Annotated in this window: 11 protein-coding genes; all 11 read right to left on the minus strand. The window is 61.9% G+C overall.

Going from position 1 to position 16,386, the window contains the following annotated elements:
* Positions 1 to 14: 14 nt before the first annotated feature.
* The gene (locus WDZ95_RS12785; RefSeq protein ID WP_287468306.1) at positions 15 to 758 is read right to left on the minus strand and encodes a 16S rRNA pseudouridine(516) synthase; all 744 of its coding nucleotides are present in this window, start codon (positions 756 to 758) and stop codon (positions 15 to 17) included.
* 270 nt (positions 759 to 1,028) lie between these two features.
* Entirely contained in the window at positions 1,029 to 4,037 is a 3,009-nt protein-coding gene (locus WDZ95_RS12790) for a type III restriction-modification system endonuclease (protein ID WP_425778940.1), read from the minus strand.
* Positions 4,038 to 4,047: 10 nt separating this feature from the next.
* Positions 4,048 to 6,048, minus strand: coding sequence for a site-specific DNA-methyltransferase (locus WDZ95_RS12795; RefSeq protein ID WP_425778942.1), 2,001 nt, complete (start codon positions 6,046 to 6,048; stop codon positions 4,048 to 4,050).
* A gap of 46 nt (positions 6,049 to 6,094) precedes the next feature.
* Entirely contained in the window at positions 6,095 to 6,925 is an 831-nt protein-coding gene (locus WDZ95_RS12800) for a DUF4391 domain-containing protein (protein ID WP_425778944.1), read from the minus strand.
* 5 nt (positions 6,926 to 6,930) lie between these two features.
* Positions 6,931 to 8,718, minus strand: coding sequence for a GmrSD restriction endonuclease domain-containing protein (locus WDZ95_RS12805; protein WP_425778946.1), 1,788 nt, complete (start codon positions 8,716 to 8,718; stop codon positions 6,931 to 6,933).
* Between the two features lie 32 nt (positions 8,719 to 8,750).
* The gene (locus tag WDZ95_RS12810; RefSeq protein ID WP_425778948.1) at positions 8,751 to 11,420 is read right to left on the minus strand and encodes an ATP-binding domain-containing protein; all 2,670 of its coding nucleotides are present in this window, start codon (positions 11,418 to 11,420) and stop codon (positions 8,751 to 8,753) included.
* A 20-nt stretch (positions 11,421 to 11,440) separates the two neighbouring features.
* Complete coding sequence (locus tag WDZ95_RS12815) at positions 11,441 to 14,653, minus strand: helicase-related protein (RefSeq protein ID WP_425778950.1); 3,213 nt, start codon at positions 14,651 to 14,653, stop codon at positions 11,441 to 11,443.
* An 87-nt stretch (positions 14,654 to 14,740) separates the two neighbouring features.
* Positions 14,741 to 15,109, minus strand: coding sequence for a hypothetical protein (locus tag WDZ95_RS12820; RefSeq protein WP_425778952.1), 369 nt, complete (start codon positions 15,107 to 15,109; stop codon positions 14,741 to 14,743).
* Positions 15,106 to 15,783 carry a terminase small subunit gene (locus tag WDZ95_RS12825; RefSeq protein WP_425778954.1) on the minus strand — a complete coding sequence of 226 codons (678 nt, stop codon included), beginning with the start codon at positions 15,781 to 15,783 and terminating at the stop codon, positions 15,106 to 15,108. The genes WDZ95_RS12820 and WDZ95_RS12825 overlap by 4 nt, the downstream gene beginning before the upstream one ends.
* A gap of 14 nt (positions 15,784 to 15,797) precedes the next feature.
* Positions 15,798 to 16,010, minus strand: a complete 213-nt coding sequence (locus WDZ95_RS12830) for a hypothetical protein (RefSeq protein WP_425778956.1) — start codon at positions 16,008 to 16,010, stop codon at positions 15,798 to 15,800.
* The coding region (locus WDZ95_RS12835; protein WP_425778958.1) for a DnaB-like helicase C-terminal domain-containing protein at positions 16,007 to 16,386 on the minus strand (380 nt) is incomplete at its 5' end. The genes WDZ95_RS12835 and WDZ95_RS12830, both read right to left, overlap by 4 nt.

Consider the following 16,386-nt stretch of genomic DNA (forward strand, 5'->3'; position numbering starts at 1 on the left):
CGGGCGATTGCCCGTCATCGGCGCGCGCGGAAGTCGCGCAACCCCTGCACCTCTTGGGGTGTGAGCCAGCGCCAGCCACCGGGCGCCAGATCGGGCGGCAAGCGCAGCTCGCCGAAGGCCGACCGGTGCAGGGCCTCCACCCGATTGCCCACCGCCGCCACCATCCGTTTGACCTGGTGGTATTTGCCCTCTCCCAGCACGAGCCGCAGGTGCAGCGGCGCCACGAGTTCCGCGGCCAGCGCGCGCACCGGCTTCGGATCGTCGTCGAGCACCACGCCATCGCACAGGCGCTGAACGGCGCCGGCCTCCATGGCGTGCCGCAACGTGATCTCGTAGACCTTGGGCACGTGGTGCTTGGGCGAAGTCATCTTGTGAATGAAGGCCCCGTCATCGGACAACAGCAGAAGGCCAGTGGTGTCCTGGTCGAGCCGCCCCACGGCTTGCACGCCAGCCGCTGCACCGCCGCCGCGCTGGCGCAGCGGGGCCGGCAACAGCGTGTACACGCTCGGGTGTGCCGACGGGCGCTGCGAGCATTCGTAGCCCGCCGGCTTGTGAAGCATGAGGTAAGCACGCTCGTGCCACTCCCAGGGCACGCCCTCGACCGAGAAACGCAAGCCTTCTGCTTCGAAAGCCTGATCGGGGTCCAGGCAGGGTTGCGGCGGATCCCCCACCGCCACGCGACCTTGCTGCACGAGGCCACGGCAGACACGGCGGGTGCCGAAGCCTTGGGAGAACAACAGGTCTTCGAGAGGCCTCATCGGTGCAAAACGAATCGCGAAGGCCCCGACGCCTTCGGATTCGTGCAAGAAAAATGTGGTGGGCTGGGGTCTGTTGAACAGTGGCCGAGAAGCCTCATAAAACCTAATTTTCGATGGTCTTCACTCAATGAGTTACCCGGATTGTTACCCGGTCCAGATGTGGCTGTTACAGAGTCTGATCCAGCGTCCGCAATATTTTGAGATCACTTCGACAGTGGCACTGCCGAGAAAAGTGGCGCCTCTTGCCATTCTGGTACCAAGTGCCGACCATCAGTCCATCGTCTTGAGCACATCCTGAAATGATGTGGCCACAACGTACTGAGCCGGGTTTTCGCCGACCGCCAGCGCCTTGAAGTGCGCCTTGCCACACTCGATCTTGGCGCTCTCCTTGTTGCGCAGGTCGTCGGTGAAGAGGCTGCTCTTGGTCTCGACCACGAAGTACAGGCGCCGGGTGCCGTCCTTGTTCACCAGCACGGCCCAGTCGGGGTTGTAGTTGCCCAGCGGGGTGGGCACCTTGAACCAGCCGGGCAACTTGGCGTATAGCACCACGTCGTCGTCCTTCTCCAGCGCGTCGGCGAAGTCGCGCTCGGTGGCTGAGTCGTAGACCACGTGCTCGTAGATCGAGCGCTTGGTGTCGCGCAGCATGTTGGTCAGGTAGCCGGTCAGTTCCTCGGTCTCGAACAGCTCCTGGGCCCAGACGGCGTCGTCGCCCAGGCGCTGGTAGCAGATGCCGTCCACCAGGGCCATGCGCTTGCAGCGGTTGATGATTTCGGCTGCCTGCTCGATGAACTGCTGCGGGTTGCGCTTGAAGTCGTCCAGGCGCTCGCACTCGGTCAGGATCTTGACCAGCGTGCGCCGCGTCAGCTGCGTGCGGTCCTGCAGGTCGGTCAGCAGGTCGGGCAACTGGATGTCGGCCTCGTCCAGCGTCACGGTGTAGGCGCCTTCCTTCTCGCGTGCCTCCACACCGGCCTTGCCGATGCCGATCTCCGCCTTGCGCCATTGCAGCCGGGCGCGGGCGATGTGCAGGTCACGGGTCAGCGCGGCTGTGCAGTCGCGGATGAGCTTGTCGTTGTCGAACTGCACCCGGTACGTGGTCTTGTGCTTGATGCGGTCCCACAGCGCCTTGAAGTCCTCGCTCAGCGTCACGGCCTTGCCGTCGGCACCCTTGCGCAGCGGTACGGTCTCGCGGTCGTCGCGGTTCTTCACCTCCACGCGGCCGGTCACCTTGCGCAGCAGCTCAGCCACCTGGCCCCGGTAGGGCTCAAAGGCCTCGGGCAGGGCTAGCTTGCCGTCCTTCAGCGCGATCTTCAGCGAGTCCTGCACCTTGCCCTTGGCGTCGATGTGTCCGGCAGCGCGCAGGTGGTCCCACAGGGCCTTGGACTGGTCCACGCCCAGCGGAGCCACCTTGCCGTCGGGCGTGGTGATGGCGATGGTGGCGAACTGGTGCTGCTCGACGATGCCGAAGCGGATGCCTGTGTCCGCCTCGATCTCCTTCTGCAGCTGGTCGGCGAACTCCTGGTACGACTCGGTGGCAATCACCGTCAGCCGGTTCACGTCGTGGCCATAGACGCGCTGCCCGTCCTGGTTGACGCACAGGCGAAGTCCCCGGCCCAGGGTCTGGCGCCGCTCGCGCTCGCTGCCCATCTCGCGCAGGGCGCAGATCTGGAAGACGTTGGGGTTGTCCCAGCCCTCCTTCAGGGCCGAGTGGGAGAAGATGAACTTCAGCGGCGTGCCGAAGCTGAGCAGCTTCTCCTTCTCCTTCATGATGAGGTTGTAGCCGCGCTCGGCGTCGGCGCGGCTGGTCTCGTTCTTCAGGCCGCCTTCCTTGTCCAGTTCGGGATCGGCCCAGCGGCCCTTCTTGTCGATGGAGAAGTAGCCGTCGTGTACGGCGGCGGCTTGCTGCGCCAGATCCACCTCGCCGAACAGGCTCTGAAACGCCGGCAGCTTGGCCGCACGCCGGTACTCTTCCTCGAAAATGCGGGCGTAGTCGCCCTTCACCGGGTTGCCGTCCTTGTCGTACTGGCGGTAGCGCGCCACCGACTCGATGAAGAACAGCGACAGCACCTTGATGCCCTTGGGCCGCAGCAGCTTCTCCTTCTCCAGGTGCTCCTTGATGGTCCGCCTGATCATCTCGCGCTGCACGGCCAGGGCATCCACCTCGCCGTGGGCCTGCCCCAGGGCCAGGTAGACCTCGCCGCCGGGGTAGCGCAGCTCCATAAACTCTTCGCCCTTGGCGGTGTTGATCTCGCCGACACGGAAGTCGGCGTACACCGCCCGCTTGGCGAGCTGCTCCAGGTCGTCACCGTCGTTGACGGTCAGTACCTGCGGCTTGGCGCCGGTGGCCGTCTGCACGTGCAGTTCCACCTTGGCCGAGATGCCCTTTTTGTTGCTCACCTCCAGCAGGCGCACGTACGGCTTGTTGAAGGCGTCTTCGATGGTGGCCGCTGCCACCTCGATCTGCTTGACCAGCTTACGCTCGTAGGCGTCCACGGCATCCAGCCGGTACACCATGTGGTGCTTGTTGGCGTGGGTGGCCGAGTAGCGCAGGGTGCACAGCGGGTGCATCTCGGCCAACGCCTTCCTACCCTTCCCGTCGTCTCCACCGTCCACGCTCTGAGGCTCGTCCACGATGATGATGGGGCGGGTCGCGCGAATGAGGTCGATAGGCTTCTCGCCACCGGTCTTCTCAGAGTCCTTGTAGACCACGGCGTAGTCCTTCCGAACGATGGACTGGACCGTCATGACCATGATTTGGATCGTGGCGCTGGTGGCGAAGTTACGCACCTGGCCCAGCTTGCTGGAGTCGTACAGGAAGAAGTCCACCGGCACGCCGGCATACATGCTCTTGAAGTGCTCCTCGGTGATCTGCAGCGACTTGTAGACGCCTTCCTTGATGGCCACCGACGGCACCACGATGACGAACTTGGTGAAGCCGTAGCGCTTGTTCAGCTCGAAGATCGTGCGCAGGTAGACGTAGGTCTTGCCGGTGCCGGTCTCCATCTCCACCGTGAAGTCGCCCGACGCCAGCGTGCTGGACGGCGCCAGGCCGTTGCGCAGCTGCACGCTGCGCAGGTTGTCCAGCAGTTGGTCGTCCACCAGGGTCAGGCGGTTGCCCAGGCCCTTGTCCGTGTCGGCCACGCCCAGCGTCAGCTGCTGGTCGGGCAGCTTCATGGTGACGGTGAACTCGGTGCGGCAGATCTCTTGACCTCGGAACAGGTCGCAGACCGACTCAATGGCCTGGAGCTGGTAGTCCAGGTTGGGCTCGAAGTGAAGCTTCATCGCATCGGCCTCACAGACTGCGCACGTTGGCGATGCCGTTCTGCTCCAGGATCGCGGCCATGTTGGTCTTGGCTACGTCGTCGGCGAAGGCACTGTCGCGGAACACGCAGGTGGTATCACCGGCCGGAGACAACTCCTTGTGCCAGGCAACGATGCCCTGAGCTAGCGACTCAACGTCCTGTAGTTGAACCTGGCGATCCAGGCAGGCAATCAGCACGCCACCTGCGATGCTGCGCAGCTGCTTGCCAACGACACTTCTGGTCTGTGTCGGAACACAAAGGTCCAGTCCGAGCTTCAGCATCAGTTCGGTAAGTAGGTCGTCGTCGGTCCGGTCAGACAGCAGGTGCTCGGCGTGGTTGAAGAGCGTCTCCTTCATCGCTTCCGATGTCGGATTCCATGCGCGGATATTGGACGAGTCGAGCTTGAGAACCCGGAAGCCGCAATCACCGCCAAACAGAGGGTTGTCGGCCCTTATCGCACCGGCTGCGCGTCGAACACGCTCTTTGGTCAACTCGGCGATGTTCCGAGGCTTCCCGAGCTTGTCACAGTACGCAGCTGCATCACGTTGCTCACTGGAACTCGGGTCAAGTGGTTCAGGTAGTTGCACAAGGACGAATCTGCGTTGACCGCTGTCGGTTGCGTTCTGCAACAGCACAGCATGCGCAGTAGTTCCTGAGCCAGCGAAGAAGTCCATCACGATGCAGTCGTGATCGTCCTTGCTGGTGGCCATCTCGACGAACTTCTGCAGAACCAGTTCGTCCTTTGGGAAGTCGAAGACCTCCTGTCCCATCAGCTTCGACAGTCGCTCAGAGGCAGATCGGGCGGGTTGGTAGAACACGCTCGGCGGCGTCATCGAATCCGTCTCATGCAGGTAGAGCCTGAGCATGATGCTGGTATCCGTGACGAAGGTGATTCGGCCTTCTTCAACTAGCTTGTTGAACTGGTCTTGATCGAACGCCCAGCCTCGACCCTCACGCAGACGAATCTTGTTCCCGTTTCTTGGGTCGATGAGCTGGAATTTTCGGCCGCCGGGTGCGGTCGGGTTCTCTTCCTTGTAGACGCCGCGAGCGTCGATGAAGCGGTAGCGCCTATGCGCGAACGACTCAGTGGCCTTCATGGCACGGAACCAGCCCGCTAGCGCTTCAGAAGCTGCGTCGAAGTCGCTACCGTGAACCTCGCGCAGACGCTTGGCCTCTTTGAGGACGGGCTCGACTCCGTCCTTCTTGAGTCCCCACTCTCGCGGCACAGCATCCCGATTTCGCGCGTAGACCAGGACGTACTCGTGACACGTGCCGATCTGCTTCGCATCGTTCTTGTTGGCGCCTTCCCAAACCATCTGGGCGACTAGGTTCTCGGCTCCAAACACCTCATCGCAGAGGCAACGCAGGTTGGCAACCTCCTTGTCATCGATGCTAATGAACACGGTGCCGTCCGCCCTGAGCAGGTCTCTTGCCAGCTTCAAGCGAGGGAACATCATGTTCAGCCAATCCGTGTGGAACCGGCCGCTGGTCTCGCTATTGCTTGAGATCCTTGCCCCGCCTTCCCTTTGGCCAGTCAACTCCAGATAGTTGGTGATGCTGTCCTGAAACCGGTCTGGATACACGAAGTCTTTGCCCGTGTTGTACGGGGGGTCGATGTAGATCAGCTTCACCTTGCCGGCGTAGCTCTTCTGCAGCAGCTTCAGCACTTCGAGGTTGTCGCCCTCGATCATGAGGTTCTTGGTGATGTCCCAGTCCACGCTTTCGTCCGGGCATGGGCGCAGCGTGCCGGTGCTGGGCGTCAAGGCCAATTGCCGCGCAGCGCGTTTGCCGTGCCAGTTCAGGCCGTACTTCTCTTCGGCGTCGGTCACCGTGGCGTCGCCCACCAGTGCCTTCAGCACGTCCAGGTTGACGGCCGGGCCGTTCGGTCCTTCGGTCATCAGCTCCGGGAACAGGGCCTTCAGCTGGGCCACGCTGGCGGCCACCAGGTTGGCGGATTGGGCCTCCGGGCTCGCCGCTTCGATCTTCTTCATCTTCGGGTCTTTCATTCGGTCGTTCTTGCTTGTCGGGTTGCGCGCGTCACAGCCGCGCACGGGCCTCGTTCAGGTCGGCCTGCAGGCGCTGCAGCGCCAGGTTCAGGTCCACCTGCTTGGCAATCTGTCGTTCCTTGGAAGCAAGGCCGCGCAGGCGCGCCGTTTCTTGTTCCAGTCGTTGGTAGGCGCGCAGCGCTTCTCGCTGTGCGGCGGCTGCGGTGGGGTCGCTGGGCAGGCGGAAGTTCCCGGTCAGACGGGCGGCATCCGCAGCGGTGAGGCAGTCCATCCAGCCCTGGTACAGGGCCATCAGGTCTTGATGCGGCTGGCGGTCAAGGGCCATCGCCTCCAGCAGCGGGCCCGCCACGGATGCGTTGCCGGTGTCTGGGCCAATCAGCTCGGAGCGGACCAGCTCACCATCGAGCACCGTCTTGCCCGCCTCGTTCTGTGCAGCGCGCTTGTGGGCCAGGCTGAGGGCGAGCTGGGTCGGCGGCGTCGGTGTCGAGGGCTCGGCCGCTGCTGCGGCGCCCGGCGTCAGCGCCTGGATCAGCAGCACGGGGTAGGGCACCGCCCGGTGCACCAGCTCGGCCAACCGCATCCACTGCGATGCCTTGCCATGCGTGGCACGCACCTGCACGCTGAGCACGGCCACTTCCAGGTACTCGCGCCCGTCGGCACGGTGCTCCGGGACGGCCACGGTGCCGGGCTTCAGCGCAGCGATCCACTGCAGCTCCTCGATGCCGTCGGTCAGCAGGCGCCGGTCGGCCGCCGTCGGCGCGCCGTGCTCGGCCAGCATCTTCTTGGGCACGCGCTGGTCCACCCGTGCGCGCTCGGGCAAGGCCAGCGCCTTGACCACGTCGTCGGCGGTGAGGTGGTGCATCGCCGTCATGGGGTCAGCGCAGCTCCGAAGGCCTTGACGGTGTCCTCGCTGTCGCGGCCCGACACGGTCTTGCCGGTGGCAGCCTCGATGAGGGTCAGCAATGCGCCGGCACGCAGGCGGATGAAGGCGTCAAAGTCGTCTGCACGCAGTACGGCCACGGGGATGACGTGCGAGGTCAGGAACTCGTCCAGGCTACTCTGCGGCACCTGCTTGGCCTTCTGGATCCGGCCCAGGTAGACGCTGGGGGCGTCACCGCTGATGAAGCGGTTGGTGCCGGCGGCCAGCGGCGCCTTGTTGATCACGCTGTTCCACTTGTCCTTGGGCAGCTTCTGCTTCTCGCACCACGCACGCGGGAAGATGTGGTGGATGTCGATGGCGTTGTTGAAGTAGGAGTTCAGGTCGATGGGCGTGCCGCTGACGAAGTCGCGCCCGCCGTGCTTCATCAGCAGGGCCGCCAGGCCCTTGTAGGCCGCTGCCAGGCGGCTTTGCAGCGACAGCAGGCGGGTGGGCGCGAAGTTGGCGTCGCGCACCGTGCGCGGTTCGCTGCCGCCGTCCACCCAAGCCACCACGTCCTGCATGTCCATCGCGAAGCGCGTTTCGTTGGCGCCGCCGTACAGCTCACCCAGCACGCCGCTCCAGTACCAACGCAACAGGCTCTGCTTGATGCCGTGCAGGGTTGTCCGTTCGCCCAGGTGGGCGCAGATCGCGGCCAGCGGAATCATCTGCGTGGCATAGGGCAGGCTACGCTCGTCGAAGATCTTCTCCTCGGCCAGCAACTCGGCCGCGCGCTTGAAGCCCTGTTCCAGGGCCGTCTCCAGCGCCTTGAAGTCGGCCAGATCCAGCTTCAGCACGTCGGCACGCTTGCAGCTCACTGCTGTCTTCTGAGTCAGGTGCCGCCGGTAGCTGGCCAGCAGGGTGACGGCCGTCAGGAAGCTCGTGCCGTCCACGGCCTCCAGCACGTCGTGCTTGGCGGTCAACCGTTCGCGCCGGGCGTCCCAGTCATCGCGCAGATTGAACTCGTCCGCTGCAAAGGTGGCGGTCATCAGCTCGAACACGGTCAGCGTCACGCCGCCGGTGTTGACCTTCTCGAAGACCTGGCACACCGCCTCACGCGGCGTGTCCTGGGTCAGTTCGATGGCCGGCACCTTGAACTGCTGGAAGCGCAGCCAGATCTCGTTACGGAACTTCTGCATGAACTGCATGGCGTCGGCCCCGAACTGGTGGTAGGCACTGAAACCACTCTCCCAGGTCATGAAGCCCTGGATGTCGAACAACAGCGCCACCGGGAACAAGCGTTGGGCGTACTGCAGTTCAGGGGTGCTCACGTCGAGGTCGATCTTGCGACCGAAGTCCGAGGTGACCTGCAGCGACTCGGGCACTGAGATGACAGCCTCTTCGCGGTCAGCCTCCGGGTCCAGGCACTTGGCCATGTCCAGGAAGTACAGGCGGCGGATGTCCGCCCCCTTCTCGGTACGCGTGGACACGGGTTGGCCGCTACGCAACGACAGGTACATCGAGGTCAGGCGCTGCTGGCCATCCAAGACCAAGATCTTGGGCTTGGGCGCCGGCTGAAGCTGCACGCCCGCGAATAGCCGCGGCTTGAACGGTACGCCGCCGGCCTCCAAGAACATCACTGCGCCGATTGGGTACGACAAGGAAAGGCTCGCGATCAACGAGCGGATGTGGTTGTCGTCCCAGACCCAGCCGCGCTGGAAGTCAGGGAGCTGAATCTGCCCAACGGCAATGCCATCGAGAACGTCCTTCAGTGCGGGCTCTGCGGTACGAAAGCTCATGAAATTGGCCTTTAACGGATCCTTGTTACTGGCTACTGACGCACGTTGTCCCAATGGTCAGCGAAGTGATGTCGCACAGGTACCAGCTGGGCTGGCAATCCACCTTCGCAAGCCAGGCCCAAGTAGGCCGCTGCACGAGTGGTACCGACATAGATGTACTTGTCGAACAGCTCGGGCTGGAGTTCTGCCAGGCGGTCGACGCCCAAGAAGAAAACCGCCTCGAACTCCAGCCCCTTGATGTGCTGGATGTCGAACACCCGCACACTGCTCTCTTGGCCAACAGCCTGCCCTTCACGACATGCCATCACCGGAATGTTGTGCTCGCTCAGCAGGGCGTCCAGTGCCTTTGCTGTTGGCTCGACCTCCTCTTCGCCGTTGACGAAAACGGCAATGGATGGGAGCTGTTGCACGACAAACCGCTCAATGTCAACGATGCGGTCTGCAAGCCATTGAACGGTCTGCGGTGCAGAGCTGTTTTCCAGCAGCACTGGAGAAGCCACTTCGTTGTTCACTTCTGCAGGCAAGCTGACGTTCGGCTCAGAACCACCAACGGCACGGATGATGTCTTTCGCGAGGTCATTGAGTTGCCTGGACTGGCGGTAGGCGACCGTGATTTCACGGACCTCCACGCCTGGCAAGCTCCAGGACAGCGCCTCGGGACTGCGAACACCCCAAGTGGTCAGTCGCTGGTTAAAGTCACCACACGCGAAAACTGATCGCGTCCTCGGGTGAGCCAGCGCATTCATGCAGGCCAGCTGCAGTGGCGAAAAGTCGGTGGCCTCGTCCACCAGAATCTGGTGTCGGTGACAGCTCATGACGCTCCTCAATGGAGCCCATTGCGGGCTGTCGATGGCGCGCTGGATGTTCCGACGTTCAATCAACTGGTTACCTGCTTTGAGGGTAGCCAGCAAGATGGCATCCAGCTCCAGCGGGTGAACGTCACGTTGATCAAACGTTACTGGCTGGTACCAGGTGCCGTCGCCCTGTCGCTCACGGCGAAACGCGCGATAGCGTTTGCCCATACCACTGATGTAACCCCTGACGGGCGTAACGAAGCGCCGAGCTGCTGACTGCAGAATCAGCTTGCTCCCGATGTCGATGAGGTCACTCTGGGGGAGCACGCGGTCACCCAACCATTCGATGATCTTCCCGCTGCGGCTGGCCTTGTTCACGGCACGCTTGGTGGCAGCGCTGCGCGCCAGGGACCTGAGCGCTTGGTAATACTCGTTGGTTGCAGCCTGTGCGCCCACCTTCGGCGCTTGTGCGTCTTCGTCGTCGTCCACCTCTGCTTCGTCGGCCTCGTCCGCCTCGGCTTGCTGCAAAGTTTCCAGAAACGTGGCGAACTCGGCCACGAAGTTGCGATTCGTTTGCAACTGTGCAATCAACGCGGCTTCGAGTCGCGCGCCAATCTCTTCCCTGAACTGAGCAACAAAGGACTGAACCCGAGGCAACTCCTCTGCCAACTGGCTCAAAGTGGCTGGCCAACTTTGGTGTTCGCCCAGCACCAAGGCCAACACCTTGCCCAACTCGCCTGCCTGCCTGACATTCGATTGCTGGAGGACCTGGGCGGCAGCTATCAGCTCCTGCAGGTAGCTCTGCCCCTGCCAAGCATCAAAGTCTGTGAACCATTCGACTTGGTTCCTGATCGTGGTGTCGAGCAAGCTGCTCAGGCCTACCTTTTGGACGAAGGTACCGCCACCGGTGGCCGTCCTGAGAATGCCGAAGGTCTGCCTGCACAGCTCTCGTCGATGGTCGTCCCAGGTCCGAAGGTTCTGATCGGAGGCCGGTACCAACTCGCGGTTGAATGCTTCTTTCAAGTACTGCTTGAGCAGTTCCGTGGGCGTGAACATCAGCCAACTGCGCTCATGTGACAACCCTTGAGCGAGTGCTACTTCCTGCACAACGCGTTGCTCGTCTTCATCGAGATACTGGAGGTCCAGCTTTTGAGCGAGGCGACGAATCAGGGTCGTGGTTTTTCCCGTGCCTGGTGGCCCCAGCAGAACGATCTGATGCGACAGCGGAAGACGAAAAACCTCGTCCTGAAACTTGTCCAAGATGGGTTGATCCCGGAGCCCCATTCTTGTGATAACACTCCGGCGGATACCTTCCTCAACAGTCGCCTTCTTGGCTTCTTCAGCGAGGATCTCTTCCAACAAGTTGCGTGCGCTGAGTATCGGACGCTCCGCCCGCAAAAGGGCGCGAAGTGAATCAATCGTGACGCTGGGCAGGTTCTCGCGCTGCACAACCGAGAAAGCATCCCATTGTCCGTTGACCTCCTCGGGACGAAGGCCTGTTTTAGAGACGACGATCCAGGTTTCACGATCGGGAGTGATGTACTCATCTCCGACTGGCATCGAAGCCAGACGGCCCCATTTCGTCAGGTAGCTGATGACCCCACGTTTGGCCATTCCCTGGTCAGCACGGCAAAAGAAACGGGTATGCAGGACACCCTTCTCATCTTCAGCAACGACACGGGAGACCACTGGCTCCTTGCTCAACCGCTGGTAGGCCGCACGGTTCTGCTGGTTGACTTGATCCAGGTTGCGCAGTGCAGCGTCTGAAACAGAGCCAGGCACCAGCGTGTCAACACTGGGGCCTCTCGGGTCCTGAAGCCAGGCACGCGCGGCTGTGGCGACTTCTTGGAGCTTTCCGAGCACCTCTTCGGCAATCGGTGCCAGGGCGTTTTGATCTGCACTGTTCAAGCTTTCCTCCCGTATCAGGTTCAGATTTTTTGATCGGCAAGCACAACCATGAAGGCCAGCACCTCGAAGTCACTGCTACCCGCGAACTCGCCCTTCATGGCGTGGGTTCCGCCAGGCGAAAAGAGGCTGGCGACAGCGCGCTCTTCGTTCTTGCCAACCACAGATGCCACTGCCGCAGCCAGTAACTTCTGCGCTTGACGCATATCCTCGCCATGGCGGGTGGCTTTGTCGAACTTGGCACAGGCACCGTCATCGGGTAGGTCCCGCCCAAGGGCCAGGCGCTTGAGGCGGTCCAGAATGCGCTTGGCCTGGGGGTACGGAAGCAGCACGGTGCCATCCTCCCCAACGTGGGCCAGGTAGATGGGGGCGAGCGGGTAATCGGACTTTTGACCTTTGACCGCGACAGCGCCCTCAGCTCGCAGGCAAAAGATTACGCCAGGCTCTATGTCGGCGTCGATGCTGGTGGTGACGGCATGCGTACCCAGCGGTAGCGCCTCAAGCTGGCCAGGGTGTTCCTTGAGGTACTGGGCCAGGTCAATGCGGAAGTCGGTCAGGGTTAGATCGGTAATGGACACGCCGCTGGAGAGGTCTTCCATGTCGATGACCTGATCCTGCAGCTTGAGCAGCTGCTTGCGGCGGTACTCCAGGTCGTTCATCGGGTTGCCCGACTGTTGCTCGATCAGGTTTTCTTCCCCAGTGGCCGAGACATCAAGCAGGACCATGCGCCCGCTCACGCGCTGCTCCAGACCGATGTACTCCTCCAGTTCCATGTTGGGCCAGAAGTTGACCAACTGGATGTGCTGGTTGGGTGAGCCGATACGGTCGATACGTCCGAAGCGCTGAATGATGCGAACTGGGTTCCAGTGAATGTCGTAATTGATGAGCCAGTCGCAGTCCTGAAGGTTCTGCCCCTCGGAAATGCAGTCGGTGGCAATCAGCAGGTCGATTTCGCCCTCGCTGGCCAGGTCGGCGGGTCGTTCCTTTGCGCGAGGCGCAAAGGCGGACAGAACGCTGCTCATGCTCTTGCGCAAGCCTGGCAAGGTGGACTGGATACCGGCGCCGCCCGTCACCAGCGCAGCATTGACGCCCAGGCTGGCTTTGGCCCATTCCGCCAAGTTGGAGTACAGGTACTGCGCCGTATCTGAAAACGCGGTGAAGACGATGATTTTGCGGTTACCGGCGTTGATGGGGTTGCGGCACTTCTGCTCGATCATTTCCCGCAGCTTGGCCAGCTTGGCGTCACGCGCAGCGTCCACTTGCTGCGCAGCCGCCAACAGCGTAGCGAGGCGGTTGCGGTCTTCAATGAGGTCTTGCTTCCAGCGGATGAGGTCCACATCGCTCAGCAGCACCTTGACTTTGCGCCCGACCAACAGGGTCTCGAACGCCGGGTCGTCCACGTCGACATCGGCGATGTCGATCTCCTCCATGCCTTCGCTGCCCGCCGCCCCAGCGGCAAATGCCTCAATGTGAGCGAGTACGGCCTCGACGTCCTTGAGCTGACGGTGCACGGTCAGCGAGAAGGACGAAACAGCACTCTCCATGCGCTTGAGCACGTTGACCCGCAGCAGGTGGATCAAACTCTCCTCACGATCTGCTTGCCGGAAAAAGCTCTCGCCACCTCGAATCTCGGTGCTGTACTTGGCATCGTAGGCGGCCTGCTTGTGCGCCAGCAGGTAGCGCAGGGGCGCGTAGCTGGCCAGGTTCAGACGCCGGATTTCCAGGTTTATTTCTTTGATGGCGCGGAACTGGCCGGCCAGGTCCACATCGGCCTTGATGTTGATCGGGGACAACCGGCCTGGGAATTTGCCAGTTTCGTCGGTGCCGTAGTACCGCTCAATGTGCCGGCGTGAGCGCGCAATCGTGAGGTGGTCCAGCAGGGTGAAGTAGTCAAAGCCCAGCATCTCCACTAGGTGGCCTGGCGTGCGCTCGGCCTCGGGCATATCCAGCCAGCGGTTGAACTGAATCTGCGCCTTGCGCGTGGTTTGTTCGATGCTGTCGATACCCTGTTCAAGCAGTGCTGTGTCGTCGCCCTCGGTGACGAAGGCGATCTGGTTCTTGAGGTCAGCGAGCCGGTTGTTGACCGGTGTGGCCGAAAGCATCAAAACGCGGGTCTTGACACCCTCCTTGATGATCTTGCGCATGAGGCGGTCGTAACGGGTTTCCTTGCCCTTGTTCGACGCCTTGTTACGGAAGTTGTGGCTTTCGTCGATGACCACCAAGTCGTAGTTGCCCCAGTTCACGTGGCTCAGATCAATATCGCCGGAGTTGCCACCGTCACGGGAGAGGTCGGTGTGGTTCAGGACGTCGTAGTTGAACCGGTCAGCCGCCAGGGCGTTTCGCTTGTCGTTGGCCTTGTAGAGCGTCCAGTTGTCGCGCAGCCGTTTGGGTGCCAGCACCAGCACCCGGTCGTTGCGCAGTTCATGGTACTTGATGACGGCCAGTGCCTCGAAGGTCTTACCCAGTCCGACGCTGTCAGCGATGATGCAGCCGCCGAAACGGGCCAGCTTATCGATGGCGCCCACTACGCCATCGCGCTGGAACTTGAACAGCTTCCTCCAGATGACGGTGTTGCGGATTCCGGTGGCCGACCGGACGATGCGCTCCTCGTCCAGGGCGTCGTCCCGCCCACCGAGCAAGTGGTTCAGGATCAACGCGTACACGGTGATCGGGGCTTTGTGTTCGCCAATCCGCCGCAGGGTGGAAATCAGTTCCTCCCTCCGTTCCGGCTGAGCCCGTAGGTTGGCCCACTGGTGGTCGAACCACTGGGCGAGCTGCGCAGCCTCCGCCGCCGATTCGGAAGCCTGGATCAGGTTCATCGGGTTTCCGGGGGTCAGGCCCAAACCGTCCGTGCTGAAAGCGAACGACCCCAGCACCACCTGCTGTGGTGAACCTTGAGAGTCACGCATGACCACAGCGCCCTGGGGGACACGACCCTGAGCTCGCCGAAGATCTACTTTGCCCGCCAGCAATTGGGCGCACTGGTTGGCCAGCCAGCGCGCCTGCAGCTTGTTGCGATTGGCCCGGTCGCCATCTCCACCGAGGAAGTTCAGGGTGTCATCCTCTGGCGGCAAGATGAGCTGAACGCGTTCCAACTTGGCCAAGGCATCGCGCACCTCGGCAAAGGCGAACAGCGAAAACGAAGGGGTGACGCAACCGAACTGGCTGCCGGGCTTGAGGTGCGGCTGCACCAGATCAATGACGCGGTCTGTGCCGCTATTCGTTAGCAGACGCACTTGGCCTCACCTGGAAGAACGTACTAATCAAAAATGTAACCGACTGATCGGTCACCACAGCAAGTCTCTTGGCAAAATGCCTAGGGGCTACTGCGCGACGACCCCGATCACGTTCCCGCTAAGGCTCCCCAACACCTGTTGGAGTGCGTTCCGGTGCATACCATCTGAGGACGGAAACAGCGCCAGGCGCCTACCCATGGCGTCCACCTCGCTGTCCGCTGCGATTGCCTTAGGGTGCAACTTGGCCGCCTTCGCGTTCGGACCAACTATGACGATGACAGAAGTGCCTTGCCGGATTGCTGCATCCTGCTGCGCTGCGAACTCGGCTTTCCCAGCCGCCGGTGCCTCATCCTCTGGTGCGTTAAGCACGACAACAGTGCGCGGCTGCGCCGGCGAAGCCGCCTCCTTGACCATCTTCTCAAGCCGCCGGATTCGCCGTTTCAACACTGCGCTCATGCTCGTTTAGCGTTTTTGGTGATCAAGGCTTCAATGGCCTGTTCCATGGCCTCTATGCGCTTCATCAACTCATTTGTCTCCAGCGTGCGACGCTGACCGTCAATGAGATCGGCCATCAGCTTGGCCTCGCTTGCACCCAGCCGGCCTGCGGCCACTGCATCCAGCACCTCGCCGTGCGCCTTGGTGCAGTCGTCTGCGCATTCGATCTTGGGCAAGGCGAAACGGATCCGCTTCTCGTTGAGTCCAAGGTACTTCTCCAATGCCATCAAGCTGGTGTCCTTGGCTGCCAGCTTGTACTTCTTGACGAAGCTGGTGATCCCAGATGTGTGGCCTTCTCCAATCATCTGCAGCACATCCAGCCCAGCAATCGCTGCGGCCGTGTCGTCGTCCAGATCCTGCAAAGGCAATGGGTTGCCCTCTCGGTCCAACAACTTGCGCGGATCGAAAAAGGCGAGACGCTTGCGCTCACGCAACACCATTTCCGCCGTGAGCCCGACCCTTCTGGCCAGATCCTGCAATCCCTCGTCGATGGCCGCACGGATCTCAACATTTCTCAACAGCCGTTCGCCCAGGGATGCAGCAGTCTTGACCGAGTACCCGGCGCGTATCGCTGCCTGCGTCGCGTTTTTGTCCACCAGGTACTCATGCACAAAGGCAGTCTGTTTGGCGTTCAAGCCGTCGGGTCTGCTCAATTTACTGACCCCTTCTGGACCGGATACACCTTGCTGCGCAGCATGATCATCGGATGAGCGACGGTTTTCACAAGACCCTGGCAGAACAGACAGAGGGGCTCCCCGCTCACGGCGGCACGCGGGAAAGGTCGTTCAGTGGCGCGCGATTCTTCATCTGTTGCGAAACGCTGCGCAAAAGCACCCCCACGGAGATCGTTCTTCTCGGTCATACGTCGTCAGTGAAATGCTTGGCAGCATGTCTTTGCGGTGATGCAGGTCTGGCTCTTTCATCAGTTTCGACCCAGGTTTGGTGCGCGCCGTTGAACGCAAATTTCACGAATACGCCTCGTTTGCCGCCGCGATTCTTCGCGAGCTCGGCATGGATCAGCGAGCAGCCGTCAGGCAAGTCACCGTCCTTGCTCAGCAGCATCACCACGTCGGCGTCTTCCTCGATCGCACCGGACTCCTTCAAGTCGGCCAACACAGGCCTGCATCCAGGCCGCCTTTCGACCTCCCGGTTGAGCTGGCTCAACAGGATCACCGTGAGGTTAAGCTGCTTGGCCAGGGCCTTGAGCCCACGGGAAAGCTCTTCAAGTTGATGGTGAC

Source organism: Hydrogenophaga sp. T2 (assembly GCF_049843535.1).
In the GTDB taxonomy this organism is placed as follows: Bacteria; Pseudomonadota; Gammaproteobacteria; order Burkholderiales; family Burkholderiaceae_C; genus Hydrogenophaga; species Hydrogenophaga crocea.

Bases quoted from the DNA above. Each gene is read 5' to 3' on its own strand.
- WDZ95_RS12785 (WP_287468306.1), bottom strand. From the start codon at position 758: ATGAGGCCTCTCGAAGACCTGTTGTTCTCCCAAGGCTTCGGCACCCGC.
- WDZ95_RS12790 (WP_425778940.1), bottom strand. From the start codon at position 4,037: ATGAAGCTTCACTTCGAGCCCAACCTGGACTACCAGCTCCAGGCCATT.
- WDZ95_RS12795 (WP_425778942.1), bottom strand. From the start codon at position 6,048: ATGAAGAAGATCGAAGCGGCGAGCCCGGAGGCCCAATCCGCCAACCTG.
- WDZ95_RS12800 (WP_425778944.1), bottom strand. From the start codon at position 6,925: ATGCACCACCTCACCGCCGACGACGTGGTCAAGGCGCTGGCCTTGCCC.
- WDZ95_RS12805 (WP_425778946.1), bottom strand. From the start codon at position 8,718: ATGAGCTTTCGTACCGCAGAGCCCGCACTGAAGGACGTTCTCGATGGC.
- WDZ95_RS12820 (WP_425778952.1), bottom strand. From the start codon at position 15,109: ATGAGCGCAGTGTTGAAACGGCGAATCCGGCGGCTTGAGAAGATGGTC.
- WDZ95_RS12830 (WP_425778956.1), bottom strand. From the start codon at position 16,010: ATGACCGAGAAGAACGATCTCCGTGGGGGTGCTTTTGCGCAGCGTTTC.